The organism is Nocardiopsis dassonvillei (assembly GCF_964273065.1).
Taxonomy (GTDB): Bacteria; Actinomycetota; Actinomycetes; order Streptosporangiales; family Streptosporangiaceae; genus Nocardiopsis; species Nocardiopsis dassonvillei_B.
In genome coordinates, this window is record NZ_OZ186815.1 from 4,676,093 (window position 1) to 4,689,681 (window position 13,589).

Genomic DNA, 13,589 nt, shown 5'->3' on the forward strand with positions numbered 1-13,589 from the left:
TGGCGGACCGGCCGGGGCGCGGGATCAGACCTCGGTGACGACCGCGTCCTGCTCCAGGCGCGGCAGGCGGTCGAACCACGCGTCCGGCCCGGGGCGGCCGATGTTCATCACCACGACCGGGCGCAGCGGCGAGTCCTCGCCGAAGAACTCCTTGCGCACGCCCTCGGCGTCGAAGCCGGTCATCGGCCCGGCGGCCAGGCCGGCCGCGCGCACGCCCACGATCAGGTAGGCGATCTGGAGGAAGGCGTTCTTGACGGCCATGTCCTCGCGGGCCTCGACGGGCATCCGGGCGAAGTTCTCACGGGCGTCCGGAAGGACCGGGAAGGTCGTCGGGAAGTGCTCGTGGAAGTCGGTGTCCGCGGACAGGATGAGCGTCAGCGGGGCCGTCGCCGTCTTGGGCGCGTTGTTGCCCGCCATGTGCGGGACCAGGCGCTCCCGGGCCTGGGCGGAGCGGACCGCGGTGACCCGCAGCGACTGCAGGTTCATCGCGGTGGGGCCGTACTTGACGAGGTCGTAGATCTCGGCGAGCTGCTCCTCCGTCACCGGCTCGTCGGTGAAGGAGTTGGCGGTGCGGGCGGCCCGGAACAGCAGGTCCTGGGCGTCCTTGTGGAGCAGCAACTGGGTCATGGTCACACCTCGGTCGGGTCGGGCGGGCTGACCGGCGGGAACGTTCACCGGTCGGTACACCCGCACCCAACCTCCCTTGCTAGGAAGATATTTCCTAGGTCAGGTAGGTGTGGTCGTCCTCACTCGACGAAGTGCGCTCGTCACTGCGCTGCCGGGGTATCCGCGGAGCCGGACCGCCCGCCTCGTCCACCCACTCCTCCAGCTGCTTGACGAACGCCCGCGCCTGGACCGGCCAGTGGTACGAGGTCTGCGCGATGCGGTGCCCGGTCCGCGCCAGCCGGGCCCGCAGGCCCTCGTCCGCGCGCAGGCGCAGCACCGCCTCGGCGGTCGCCGCCGGGTCCCGGAAGGGGACCACCAGGCCCGCAGGCCCCTCGGGCCGCTCCGCCACCAGCTTGGCCGCGACCGGGCTCGGCGAGGTGACCACCGGCAGCCCGTGCGCCATGTACTCCACGACCTTGGTCGGCATCGAGTGCCGGTAGTTGGGGGTGTCGTGCAGCAGGCTGAGCCCCGCCATCGCCCCCGCGCACATCCGCAGCGCCCGGTCGTTGGGAACGAAGCCGTACCAGGTCAGCGCGTCCTCCTGCTGGGCCTCGCGCAGCAGCGGACGCACCCCCGCGTCGGCGCCGCCGATGATCTCCACCCGGACGCCGTGCGGGCGCAGCAGCCGCCCCAGCTCGATCATCTCCCGGGCGCCCCGGGCGAGTGACACGTGCCCCAGGTAGACGACCCGGTCGTCCCCGGGCGGCCGTGCGGGCTCCTCGGGCACCTCGGTGGTGTTGGGCACCACCGGGTGCGGCCGACGGAACCGGGAGCGGTACCCCTCCTCGGCGAGCAGCAGCTTCATCCGCCGCTCCGACCGCCGCTCGAACGAGCGCACCAGCATGCCCAGCGGCCGGCGGAACGGCCGGGGGACCCACGGCTTGGTGAGGATCGACGCGGCGGTGTCCTCGTGCACGTCCCACACGGTCACCGGGCGCGCGGACGGCAGCGCCAGCAGCAGTTCGGGGTCGTGGAAGAGCAGCAGGTCGGCCTTGGGCGCCTGCTCGGCGAGCACGGCCCGGGCGGCGCGCAGGGCGGACAGCCGCTCCCGGCCCGAGGCGCGCGGAACGTCCACCGAGCGCAGCTCGTTCCACGGCGTCACTCCGCACTCGCGGAAGGGCGCGACATAGGTCACCGTGTGTCCGGCGTCCAGCAGGGCGCGGATCTGCCGGTGCAGGATCCGGGCGTCCTCGGGATGGTGGACCACGGTGGCCACAAGCGCGTGCATCACATCACCTACCTGTGTCGCCGGTATGGCGCATCTTCTGAAGATGATCCGCTTTTGGGCAGCGGTACCGGCTCTGCGACACGGTATTCACCTGCGGAAACACGCAAAGGTCGGCACGGTGGACACCGGGGGTTCAGCCGGTGAACCTTGGCACGACGGAAAGTGAACACGCGAGGGCACGCCGCCGGACACCGGGTGTCCGGCGGCGTGCCCCGGGCCCGGGCCCCCGCGCGCGGCGGGACACCCGGGCGGAACGCCTCCTAGAGGACCTGGATCCCCTCGCGCTGGACGTGTCGGCGGGCCTGCGTAGGCACCACCGACGGGTCCTCGTCCCGCGGGGCGCGGCGCAGCACGCCGCGCGTGTCCAGCAGCAGCCGCGCGTACTCCTCCAGCCGCTTGGGCCGGTAGTCGGAGTGGTCGGTGAGCAGGATCGTCAGGTCGGCCTCGGCCAGCGCCCGGTCCAGGTCGGTGGACCGCTCGATGTCCTGCCCGTCCACCTCCCAGGTCTCCACGTGCGGGTCGTGGTAGGTGAGGGTGGCGCCCTTGGCGAGCAGCTTGCGCGCCACCGGGCGGGCCGGCGACTCGCGCTGGTCGGCGATGTCGGCCTTGTAGGTCACGCCGAGCAGCAGCACCTTGGACCGCGACAGCGCCAGCCCGGACTCGTTGAGCAGCTCCTGGGCGCGCTGGATGACGTAGGACGGCATCCGGCTGTTGATCTCCTGGGCCAGCTCCACGAACCGGAACGGGTAGCCCAGGGTCTTGACCTTGTACGACAGGTAGTTCGGGTCGATCGGGATGCAGTGGCCGCCCACGCCCGGACCCGGGTAGAACGCCTGGAAGCCGAACGGCTTGGTGGCCGCCGCCGCGATCGAGTCCCACAGGTCGACGCCCAGCTCCTGGCAGAAGATGGCCATCTCGTTCACCAGGGCGATGTTGACGTGCCGGTAGGTGTTCTCCAGCAGCTTGGCCATCTCGGCCTCGCGGGTGCCCCGCGCCCGGACCACCGTGTTCACGAAACGGCCGTAGAACTCGGCGGCCGCCTCGCCGCACTCGGGCGTCAGCCCGCCCACGACCTTGGGGGTGTTGGCCACGCCGAAGGTCGGGTTGCCCGGGTCGATCCGCTCGGGCGAGAACGCCAGGTGGAAGTCGGCGCCCGCCACCAGCCCGGACTCCTCCAGGATGGGCCGCACGACCTCCTCCGTGGTGCCCGGGTAGGTGGTCGACTCCAGGATGACCAGGGTGCCCGGGCTCAGGTGCGCGGCGATGGACCCGGCTGCGGAGGTGACCGCCCCCAGGTCGGGGCCGCCCTCGGGCGAGAGCGGCGTGGGCACGCAGATGACGATGGTGCGGGCGGTGGCCAGGACCGACGGGTCGGTGCTCGCGGTGAACCCGCGGTCCAGCATCGCGCGGACGTCCTCCGCGGACAGGTCGTCGACGTGCGACGTGCCCTCGTTGAGGCCGCGGACGACGCGCTCGTTCACGTCGAGTCCGGTGACCTTCAGACCGGCGGAGGAGGCTTCGGCGGCCAAGGGCAGGCCGACGTAGCCCAGACCGATGACGACGAGATCGCCGGTCGCCGCTGAGGACTGCTGCTCGGGAGCAGGGGCTGGGTTGGAGGCTGCGGCATCCACTTCGTGGTCACACTCGCATTCGTTTCGTGAACGGGCGCACTTCATCGAGGACAGCCGGGAACGTCACTGTTGGGGACGTCCGAGTGTAGATAGCTGTTGTCCGCGATCACGGGATCTGGCCTGGTTCGGACATTTTCCGGATAAGGGCCCGGTACGCGTGGTCGTAGCGGTACGCGGCCCCGGTCCATGTACGGTTCGCGCCGATAAGGCTGCGACCTGCGAGACCGTAGGCCTCTCGCCTTTCCCGACTGTAGGCGAGTTTTGTCAGGACATCAGCGAGACCTGCCGATTCGCCCGGAGGAATTAACTCTCCGGTCACTCCAGGTTCCACGATCTCTCGCAAAGCCGGAAGGTCGCTGGCCACAACCGGCAGGCTTCCGGCCATGGCCTCCACGGGTTTCAGCGGGGTCACCACCCGGCACACGCGGTCGTCGCGCCGCGGCACGGCGAACACGTCCATCGCGGCGTGGTGCTCGCGCACCCGGTCCGCGGGGACCCGGCCGGGGAAGTGGGCGGCGCCCTCCAGCCCCAGCTCCTCGGCGCGTGCGCGCAGCGCCGCCAGCTCGGGGCCGTCGCCGACGACCAGCGCGTGCGCCCGCTCTCCCGCGCGGCGCATCCGAGCCACGGCCTCCAGCAGGGTGTCCAGCCCCTCGTACCCGTAGCAGCTGGTGGTGGTGCCGACCACGAACTCGTCGGGGCCGATGCCCCACTCCCCGCGCACCGCCGTCCCCGGCGGCAGCGGTTCCAGGAACGACTCGTCCACCGCGTTGGGCACCACCAGCAGACGCTCGGGCGGCACCCCCCGGGCCTCGATGTCGGCGCGCATGGCCTCGCCCAGCGTCACGACCAGGTCGGCGGCGAGCATGCACTCCGTCTCCTGCGCCCGCTCGGAGCGGTAGAAGGCGTCGTCCACGCTCCGCGACGGGTCGCGCGACAGCCACGACTCCTCGAGGAAACCGCGCACCTCGTACACCACGGGCAGTCCGAACCGCCGCCCCAGCGCCAGCGCCAGCCGGGCGTTGCGGTGGTTGCTGGCCGCGTGCAGCACGTTCGGGCGCAGCCGCTCCACCAGCTCCGACGCCAGCTCCAACCCCGCCGCCAGCTCCTGGCCGGGGTCCGCCGGGGCGGTCCAGGGCAGCAGCCGGTGGTAGGGGATCCCGTCCACGCGCACCAGCGTGCGCGCGTCCCGGCTGCCCTTGTCCACGGGATGGCCGACCCGGCTCACCACGTGCACGTCCATGCCCGCCTCGCGCTGGGCGACGGCGATCCGGTGGGTGCGCTGGGTGTACCCCGCGTTGGTGTGCGGCAGTGCGTTGGTGACCAGATGCAGCACCCGCACGCCCGATCCGTCCACCGGGCCCTCCGGAGGCGAGTCGAGCCGTTCACCTGCCGGGGCTTCCGGTCGCCGAGCGTTCACCGTGTCTTCGGGCCGCGTTGGGGCATCGCGGGTTAACGTGATCCCGTGGTGGACGGGCGGCAGCGACGGGGACGCGGCCACGGCCCTCCCCGTGGCCAGGTCCGTCCGATGGGCGGCCCGGTCGCGGACCGGGCCCGGGGGAAGGCGTTCGAGTAGTTCGCGCGCCGTCCGGGCGTCCCCGGCGGCCAGGCAGGCCGCCACCAGGCGCCCCAGCCTGCGGGGTCCGGCACCGGACGCGGCTGCGAGCACCGCCTCGCGAGCCTCGGCCCGGCGCCCCTCGTCCCACAGGGCGTAGGCGCCGATCGGTCCGCCCACCCGGGCGGCGGCGCCGCGCGCCGCGCGCCGGACCGGCCCCGGCATCAGCCGCAGCGCGAGCAGCGGCGTCCGGGCGGGGTCGGAGCGCAGGTGACGCCAGGCCGTCGACGCGGTGAACGTCACCGCCCGCAGCCTGCGGGTCCGGGGGCGGGGCACTTCGGAAACAGGGATGTCATGCACGGTCAGTCACCTAACCACGTGGACGTGACCGGGCGGTGACACCACGGCGACACGGACGGGACGTCCCGGCGAGGAACGCCCGACCGGACCGCCACGGTCCCACCGGAACCGGTGGGACCGAACGACGAACAGAAGGAGACCAGAGAGCCGTGGCAGCGAGCGCCCCCCTCGGGAGCCGGGACACCGCGATCGTTCACGTGGTCGGTGCCCGCCCCAACTTCGTCAAGGCCGCCCCCGTCGTCTCCGCCCTGCGCGACCGCGGTGCCCACCAGGCGGTGGTCCACACCGGTCAGCACTACGACGACCGCATGTCCGCGGTGTTCTTCCGTGACCTGGGCCTGCCCACCCCCGACGTCGACCTGGGAGTGGGCTCGGGCTCGCACGCCGCCCAGACCGCGGCGCTGATGGTCGGCCTGGAGCAGGAGTTCACCTCCCGGCGGCCCGGCGCCGTCGTCGTCTACGGCGACGTCAACTCCACGGTCGCCGCGGCCCTGGTCGCCGCCAAGCTCCACATCCCGGTGGTGCACGTGGAGGCCGGCCTGCGCTCCTTCGACAACACCATGCCGGAGGAGATCAACCGCCGGGTCACCGACCAGCTCAGCGACCTGTGCTTCGCCACCTCCCCGGAGGCGATCGGCCACCTGGCCGCCGAGGGCGTCTCCCCGGACCGGGTCCACCTGGTCGGCAACCCCATGATCGACACCCTGCTGGCCAACCTCGACCGGTTCGACGCCGACGCCCTGCGCGCCCGCCTCGACCTGCCCGAGCGGTACATCACCGCGACCCTGCACCGCCCGGCCAACGTCGACGACCCCGACACCGCGGCCCTGCTGGCGACCCGCCTGCACGAGATCGCCGACCTCGCCGACGTGGTCATGCCGGTCCACCCGCGCGGCAAGGCCGCCTTCGACCGCGCCGGACTGGGCGACCACCCCCGGGTGCACCTGCTGGAACCCCTCGGCTACCTCGACTTCGTCGCCCTGGTCCGCGGCTCCGAGGCCGTCGTCACCGACTCCGGGGGCGTCCAGGAGGAGACCACCGTCCTGGGGGTCCCCTGCCTGACCCTGCGCCCCAACACCGAGCGGCCCGTCACCATCACGCACGGCACCAACCGCCTCGTCACCGAGGCCGACCTGCTCCAGGCCGTCACCAAGGTCCTCCAGGGCAACGGCTCCGAGGCCCTCCTCGACACGACCCCGCCCCTGTGGGACGGCCGCGCCGGCGAGCGCATCGCCGCCGTCCTCACCCAGTGGTCCAGGTGATCCCATGACCCGTCCCCTCCCTCCCCGAAGAGCCCCGGCGCCCCGCCTCCCGGCCGACGGTGCCGGGACCGGTGGTGCCGTGCGGCACCGCCGGGGCGGGCACCCCGCCCAGGGACCGACACGACACAAGCCGGGCGAATCCACCGCCGCACCCCTCTCCGGGGGTACCGTTCCCCGACAGAGGGGCGGGTGAGACACCGTGTCGCAGCAGAACACACCGCCGACCGCGCCCCGTGGGCCCGCGACACGCCTCACCAAGGGCATCCGGACCCGCCCCGGTACCCGCCGCAGGACCAACCCGACGGAGTGCGCCCGCACGGGGACCGCTCCGGCCCCGCCGATCCGATCCGAACACAAGGTGGCAGACCGTGAAACGGCGTGAACAGAGCCAGACCGAACAGCTCAGGCAGGCCCTGTCCGAACGCGAGGCCCAGCTCCAGGAGGCCCGCGCCCGCCTGGCCGCGCTGGAGGACTCCACGTCGCTCCAGGTGGGCCGCGCGCTCACCGCCGCGGCGAAGAAGCCCGCCCGTTCCCTGGTCCGCCTCCCGCGCGATCTCTACCGCCTCTGGCGGCGCAGCGGCACCACCCGCCACTCCCAGCAGCAGCGGCGCCCCGGCGCCGAGCCGGTCCGCTCCTTCGACGCCGACCGCCAGGAGGCCCGCCTGCTGGCCGGGGCCGCCGGGGGCGCCTCCGACCTGCTCATCGCCGCCACCGTCCTGGGCCCGCAGGTCCAGCGCGCCCTGGACCCCTACATCCGCGCGGTCCCCCTGCGCCCGCACGACGCCCAGATCGTCATGGACGGCGTCGACGTCGACCTCGTCCTGGTCTCCGCCTCCGCCGCGGCCCCCGGCTCGCCCTGGGCGCACGTCGGCGACCCCGCCGCGGCGGACCGCACCCGCGCACTCCACTGGGTGCTGGAGTCCGCGGCCGCCCGCGGCATCCCCGCACTGCTCCTGGACGACGCGCCCACCGCCCCGGGCCTGCGCGCCCTGGGTTTCGACCGCGTCCACCGCGGTGACGCCGGGGTGCCCCTGCACCTGTTCAACCCGGTCGCCGCGGACCTCGCCGAGGGGCCCGACACCGTTTTCGTCCGCGACACCCCGGCCGAGCCGCTCCCCGACATCCTCGCCGGGCTGGGCGCCGGGACGGCCGACGCCGACGCCCCCGGCCTGGCCGACGCCCTGCGCGCCGCCCGTGTCGCCGTGGTCCCCGCCCACGGCCCGCGCGCCGAGGCGCTGCGCCACCGCGCCCAGGCCTGCGGCACCCGCGCCGTCGCGCACGACCCGGTCGCCGAGGAGACCGGCGGGACCGAGGGGCTGGCCGTCACCGTGCCCCGGCTGCGCGCCGCCGCGCCCACCGCCGCCGAGCAGCGCACCATGCTCCGCGAGGTCTTCCTCGCCGAGGCCACCCCGGTCCGGCTCGCCGAGATCCTCTCCGGACTGGACTTCCCGCCCGGCACACCCGGCCCCGAACTGCCGCTGCGCGGCCGCGCCGTCGCCGTCCTGGCCGACCCGGCGGGGGAGTCCGACGCCGCCGACCTGGCCGACTCCCTGCTGGCCTCGCGCCTGCGCCCGGCCGAGGTCGTCGTCCCCGACACCGCGGCCCGCCTGCCCGGCGTCCAGCGCCTGCGCGCCGAGGGGATCACCGTCCGCACCGCCCGGTTCAACACCCCGGACACCCCCGAGGAGCTGACCCGCGGCGCCGACCGCACCGTCCGCCCCGGCGGGCTGGGCCCCGAGCGGTGGGCCGTCCTGGCCGACCGCGCCACCGCCCCCTGGGCCCACCTGTGGACCGGGCCCGTCGGCCCGGACCGCCTGGCCGACCTGGTGTGCGCGGTGGAGTGCTCCGACGCCGACGCCGTCGGCACCGCCGCCCCCGCGGACGCCGGGACGGGGGAGCGGGGCCTCTTCGACCGCCCCGTCGGAGAGCAGTACGTTTTCGTCAGCTCCCTGAGCCCGGAGCTGGCCCGCACCGCCCTGGTGCGGCGGGGCTGGAACCCGGCGGAGTGGAACCGCCGCGGCACCCGCCTCCTGGCCCTGGGACCCGACCACGGCACCGGAACCGACAGGGACGCCCGGGGGCCCGCCCACACCGCGGCGGACGCCCCCACCGGCGCCGTCGGATGACTCCCGGCCGCCACCACAGCCCGGCCCGGGCCACCCGCAAGCATCCGAAGGGAAGAACGTGAGCACACCTCCTCCGCGCGCACTCTTGTACGGGGACGTGGACCTGAACATCATCGACGGTTCAGCGATCTGGGCGCAGTCGATGGCGCAGGCCCTGGCCGCCGCCGGATGCGAGGTCACCCTGCTGCTGAAGGCCCCCGTGCGCACCGACCGGCTCGTCGCCCCGCTGGCGGGCGCCCCGGGCATCCGTCTGCTGCGCCCCTACGAGGACAAGCTGGTCCCCGACGCGGGGCCCCGCGGCCTCACCCCGGAGCAGGCGGTCTCCCTGCTGGTCTCCCGGCACGAGCGGACCCCGTTCGACCTCGTGGTCGTGCGGGGCAGGCGGCTGGCCGGGCTGGCCGCCCAGGAGGAGACCCTGGCCGGCCGGCTGTGGACCTACCTCACCGACTTCCCGCACTCCGTCGACGGGCTCACCGCCACCGCCGTCGCCGAGCTCACCGAGATCGCCCTGGCCTCCCGGTTCCTGCTCTGCCAGACCGAGGAGCTGCGCGCCTTCCTGGAGTCGTCGGTGCCCGCCGCCTGCGGCCGCTCGGTGCTGTTCCCGCCGGTGGTCGTCGTCCCCGAGGACGCCCGCGCGGACGGGCAGGTGCACGCCCGCACCCGCCTGGCCTACACCGGCAAGTTCGCCCCCGCCTGGAACACCCTGGAGATGACGGGGCTCCCGGCCGCCCTGGAGCGCCGCGGGGTGGACTCCGAGCTGGTCATGATCGGCGACAAGGTCCACGCCGACCCCGCCGACTGGTCCAAGCGCATGCGCAGGGCCCTGGAGGGCACCCCCGGGGTGGACTGGCGGGGCGGCATGCCGCGCGCCGACGCCCTGCGCGCCTCCGCCGAGTGCGACTTCGGCCTCTCCTGGCGCGACCCGTCCATGGACGCCAGCCTGGAGCTGTCCACCAAGGTCCTGGAGCTGGGCGCGCTGGGCCTGCCCGTGGTCCTCAACCGCACCCCCATGCACGAGGCCATGCTGGGCGCCGACTACCCCCTGTTCGCCGGGACCGACCTGGACTCGGTGGCCGAGGTGGTCGCCCGCGCCTACCACGACCGCTCCGTGTACGCCGACGCCGCCGCCCGCTGCCGGGCCGCCGCCGAGGACCACACGCTCGAACGCGCGGCCGAGCGCCTGCGCGGCCACCTCGCCGAGGCGCTGCCCTCCGCCCCCGCCGGGTCCGACCCGGAGCGGCCGCTCAAGGTGGTCGTGGCCGGACACGACATGAAGTTCTTCACCCGGCTCGCCGAGTACCTGTCCTCGCTCCCCGGCCTGGACGTGCGCATGGACGAGTGGGAGGGCCTGGGCACCCACGACCAGTACCGGTCCCGGGAGCTGGCCGGGTGGGCCGACGTGGTCATCTGCGAGTGGTGCGGGCCCAACGCCCTGTTCTACGCCAAGTGGAAGCGGCCCGACCAGCGGCTCATCGTCCGCCTGCACCGGTTCGAGCTGTACGCGGAGTGGCCGCGCAAGCTCGACATCGACAAGGTCGACGCGGTGGTGTGCGTCAGCCCGCACTACGCCGACCTCACCCGGGAGATCACCGGCTGGCCCGCCGACAAGGTCGTGGTGGTCCCCAACTGGGTGGACGACGAGCAGCTGGCCCGGCCCAAGCTGCCGGGGGCGGAGTACTCCCTGGGCATGATCGGCATCGCGCCCTCCCGCAAGCGGCTGGACCGGGGCCTGGACGTGCTGGCGGAGCTGCGCCGCATGGACCCGCGCTACACGTTGTCGGTCAAGACCAAGCAGCCCTGGGACTACTGGTGGATCTGGAACCGCCCGGAGGAGCGCGCCTACTTCGAGCGCGTCTACCGGCGGATCCAGCGCGACGGGATCCTGGCCGGGTCGGTGGTGTTCGACCCGTTCGGCCCGGACGTGGCCACCTGGCTGCGCCGGGTCGGGTTCATGCTGTCCACCAGCGACGACGAGTCGTTCCACCTGGCACCGGCCGAGTGCGCCGCCTCCGGCGGCGTGCCCGCCCTGCTGCCCTGGCCCGGGGCCGACACCATCTACGACCCGCACTGGATCCACGACGACGCGGTGGCGATGGCCGAGGCCATCCACGCGACGGTGCGGGAGGGGCGGTTCGGGGCCGAGGCCGAGCGCGCCCGCGCCGAGGTGGTCGGGGCCTACAGCCTGGGACGGGTCCGGTCGCTCTGGACCGACCTGGTCGTCCACGGGAAGGTGCCCGCCCCCGTGGGTGCGTGAGAAGGGCGGCCCCCGGCCGCGGCGCCTCTCCCCGCAGGGGCGGGCCCGCGGCCGGGGGCCCGCGCCTGCGGACGGGGCGCGGCGGGGCGCCGCCGGCCGGCCGGGGTGCTCAGACCGGGCCGGTCATCTTGGACAGGCCGCCCGCCCCGGCGGGCAGGAACAGGGCGAAGGTGGTCGGCCGGGCCTGCACCAGCTCGATCCGGGCGCCCTCGGACTCGGCGATGTGCCGGGCCAGGGCCAGCCCCAGGCCGGTGCCGCCGCCCCCGCTGACCTCGCGTTCGAAGATCCGACCGGACAGGTGCTCGGGCACGCCCTCCCCCTCGTCGCTGACCTCGATGCGCACCGAGTGGCCGGTGTCGATGCGGCGGATCGTCACCGTGCCCGCCCCGTGCTTGTAGGCGTTCTCCACCAGGGTCGCCAGGATCTGGGCCAGGTCGGTGGACACGGTCATCGCGGTCAGCCCCGGCGAACCGGTGACCAGCAGCTTGCGGTTCTCCTTCTGGAACACCGGGGCCCACTCGGCCTGGAGGTGGTTGAGGACCGGATCGACCGCGACCGCCTCCACCTCCGGGTTCTGGCTCTTGCGTGCCCGGCCCAGCAGGCTCTCGACCGTCTCCACCAGCCGCTCGGTCTGGGCGAGGGCGGCCTCGCCCTCCTCCCGGACCACCTCGGGGTTGCCGGCCTCGGCGACGATCTCCTCGAGGCGCATGGTCAGCGCCGTCAGCGGGGTGCGCAGCTGGTGGGAGGCGTCGGTGGCGAAGTGGCGCTCGGTGGCGATCAGGCCCGCGATGCGCTCGGCGCTGCGGTCCAGTACCTCGGCGACCCTGTCGGCCTCCGGGATGCCGTAGCGGTGGCCCCACGGCGTGGTCACCCCCGAGCCGAGGCGCTCGGCGGTGGCCGCCAGGTCGACCAGCGGCAGGGTCAGCCGCCGGGCCTGGAACATCGTCAGCCCCACCGCCACGCCGATCGCCAGCAGGGACAGCGAGGCGATGCCCAGCCAGGCGCGCACGACGCTCTGCCGGACCTCGTCGCCGCTCATCCACACCTCGACCACCGTGCCCCGCCCGGTCGTGGCCGTGGCGCGCAGCAGGGCCGGGGCGTCGGTCGCGGTCGGGCCCAGGGCAGGGTTCCCGGCCGTGGCCGTGTCCGTTCCGTTCGCGGTCGTGATCCGGAAGAACCGCTCGGGGTGGTCCCGGTCGAATTCGGCGAGGTCGATCTCGCCGTGCGTCTCCAGCATGGTGTCGCTCTCGGCGCCGATCAGTTCCGCCTCGGCCTGCAGGGCGCGACTGCTCTCGTCGTGCACCAGCTTGTAGGTGAGCGCCCCCAGGGGCAGGCCGAGCAGCATGACGGCGATGACGGTCACCAGCAGGGTGGAGAAAACCATGCGCCTGCGCATGTCACCTCATGTTCGTCCGACCGGGAGAAGGCCGACCCGGGCGGGGCGCGTCGGACACACGGCCCGCTCAGTCCCGCTCGAAACGGAAGCCCACGCCGCGGACGGTCGTGATGTACGACGGCTGGTTGGCGTCGTCGCCGAGCTTGCGCCGCAGCCAGGAGATGTGCATGTCGAGGGTCTTGGTCGAGCCCCACCAGTTGGTGTCCCACACCTCGCGCATGATCTGCTCACGGGTGACCACCTTGCCCGCGTCGCGCACCAGCACGCGCAGCAGGTCGAACTCCTTGGTGGTGAGCTGGAGCTCGCGCTCGCCCAGCCAGGCCCGGCGCGAGTCGTTGTCGATGCGCACGCCGTGGACGACGGGCACCTCCGCTCCGCCGCGGCGCAGCAGGGCCCGCACCCGGGCCAGCAGCTCGGCCAGCCGGAAGGGCTTGGTGACGTAGTCGTCGGCACCGGCGTCGAGGCCGACGACGGTGTCGACCTCGTCGGCGCGGGCGGTGAGGATCAGGATCGGCGTTCCGTGGCCCTCGGCCCGGAGCCGACGCGCCACCTCCAGCCCGTCCATTTCGGGCAGGCCCAGGTCCAGGACCATCAGGTCGATGTCCCCCGCACGGGCACGGTCGAGTGTCTCAATGCCGTTGACGGTCACGTCCACCGTGTAGCCCTCGCGTCGGAGTGCGCGCGCGAGAGGCTCGGAGATCGAGACATCGTCTTCGGCCAGCAAAACGCAGGTCATGCTGTCGATCGTAGGTCCGGGGTCGTGCATTTCCCTATTATGCGCGCCGGATGGCCCAAGGTTGGCCGAAAATACGGTATTCACATACCGGACAAACGGTTCGCTTGCTCAATTCATGTGCCTTCTTTGCCTTTGCTTGGTGAAAACGCGGTTCTTGGTGAAGAGGGTGCGGAAGGTGTCCGAGAGGTGTCGACGGGTCACGATTTCCGGGAGATGCGAGGCCGTTTCCTCCGGATCAACGGGACGATTCCGAAGGAAAGGTGACAGCGCAGTGGTGATCGGGATGCCGGCGGATTCCCCGGGGCGGCCGTCGGCCGCCCGGTGCCGGTGGCGGGGAGAGACCGCACGTGGACCCCGACCCGGAGCAGGGCCCGTCCG

9 protein-coding genes are annotated in these 13,589 nt (G+C 73.5%); 3 read left to right on the top strand and 6 right to left on the bottom strand.

The window, feature by feature from the left end; genetic code table 11:
- Positions 1–24: 24 nt before the first annotated feature.
- The 4 genes from ACSUPR_RS20990 to ACSUPR_RS21005 form a co-directional block, all read right to left on the bottom strand.
- Entirely contained in the window at positions 25–627 is a 603-nt protein-coding gene (locus tag ACSUPR_RS20990; protein WP_436886412.1) for a malonic semialdehyde reductase, read from the bottom strand.
- Positions 628–721: 94 nt separating this feature from the next.
- On the bottom strand, positions 722–1,894 hold the full coding sequence (locus ACSUPR_RS20995) for a glycosyltransferase family 4 protein (protein WP_436886413.1): 1,173 nt from the start codon (positions 1,892–1,894) through the stop codon (positions 722–724).
- Positions 1,895–2,154: 260 nt separating this feature from the next.
- Positions 2,155–3,525 (bottom strand): nucleotide sugar dehydrogenase, encoded by a 1,371-nt coding sequence (locus ACSUPR_RS21000; protein ID WP_436886414.1) that lies wholly within the window; start codon positions 3,523–3,525, stop codon positions 2,155–2,157.
- 106 nt (positions 3,526–3,631) lie between these two features.
- Positions 3,632–5,380, bottom strand: coding sequence for a glycosyltransferase family 4 protein (locus ACSUPR_RS21005; protein WP_436886415.1), 1,749 nt, complete (start codon positions 5,378–5,380; stop codon positions 3,632–3,634).
- Positions 5,381–5,586: 206 nt separating this feature from the next.
- On the opposite strand from ACSUPR_RS21005, the gene wecB reads away from it, so the two are divergent.
- From wecB to ACSUPR_RS21020, 3 genes are all read left to right on the top strand, one after another.
- Positions 5,587–6,699 carry a non-hydrolyzing UDP-N-acetylglucosamine 2-epimerase gene (wecB, locus tag ACSUPR_RS21010; protein ID WP_436886416.1) on the top strand — a complete coding sequence of 371 codons (1,113 nt, stop codon included), beginning with the start codon at positions 5,587–5,589 and terminating at the stop codon, positions 6,697–6,699.
- A 368-nt stretch (positions 6,700–7,067) separates the two neighbouring features.
- Positions 7,068–8,825: a hypothetical protein gene (locus ACSUPR_RS21015; protein WP_436886417.1), complete on the top strand. Its 1,758-nt coding sequence runs from the start codon at positions 7,068–7,070 to the stop codon at positions 8,823–8,825.
- Positions 8,826–8,883: 58 nt separating this feature from the next.
- Entirely contained in the window at positions 8,884–11,079 is a 2,196-nt protein-coding gene (locus ACSUPR_RS21020; protein WP_436886418.1) for a glycosyltransferase, read from the top strand.
- Between the two features lie 109 nt (positions 11,080–11,188).
- On the opposite strand, the gene ACSUPR_RS21025 is transcribed toward ACSUPR_RS21020, so the two are convergent.
- Positions 11,189–12,475 carry a sensor histidine kinase gene (locus ACSUPR_RS21025; protein WP_436886419.1) on the bottom strand — a complete coding sequence of 429 codons (1,287 nt, stop codon included), beginning with the start codon at positions 12,473–12,475 and terminating at the stop codon, positions 11,189–11,191.
- A gap of 67 nt (positions 12,476–12,542) precedes the next feature.
- Positions 12,543–13,211, bottom strand: a complete 669-nt coding sequence (locus tag ACSUPR_RS21030) for a response regulator transcription factor (protein WP_017570862.1) — start codon at positions 13,209–13,211, stop codon at positions 12,543–12,545.
- Between the last annotated feature and the right edge of the window lie 378 nt (positions 13,212–13,589).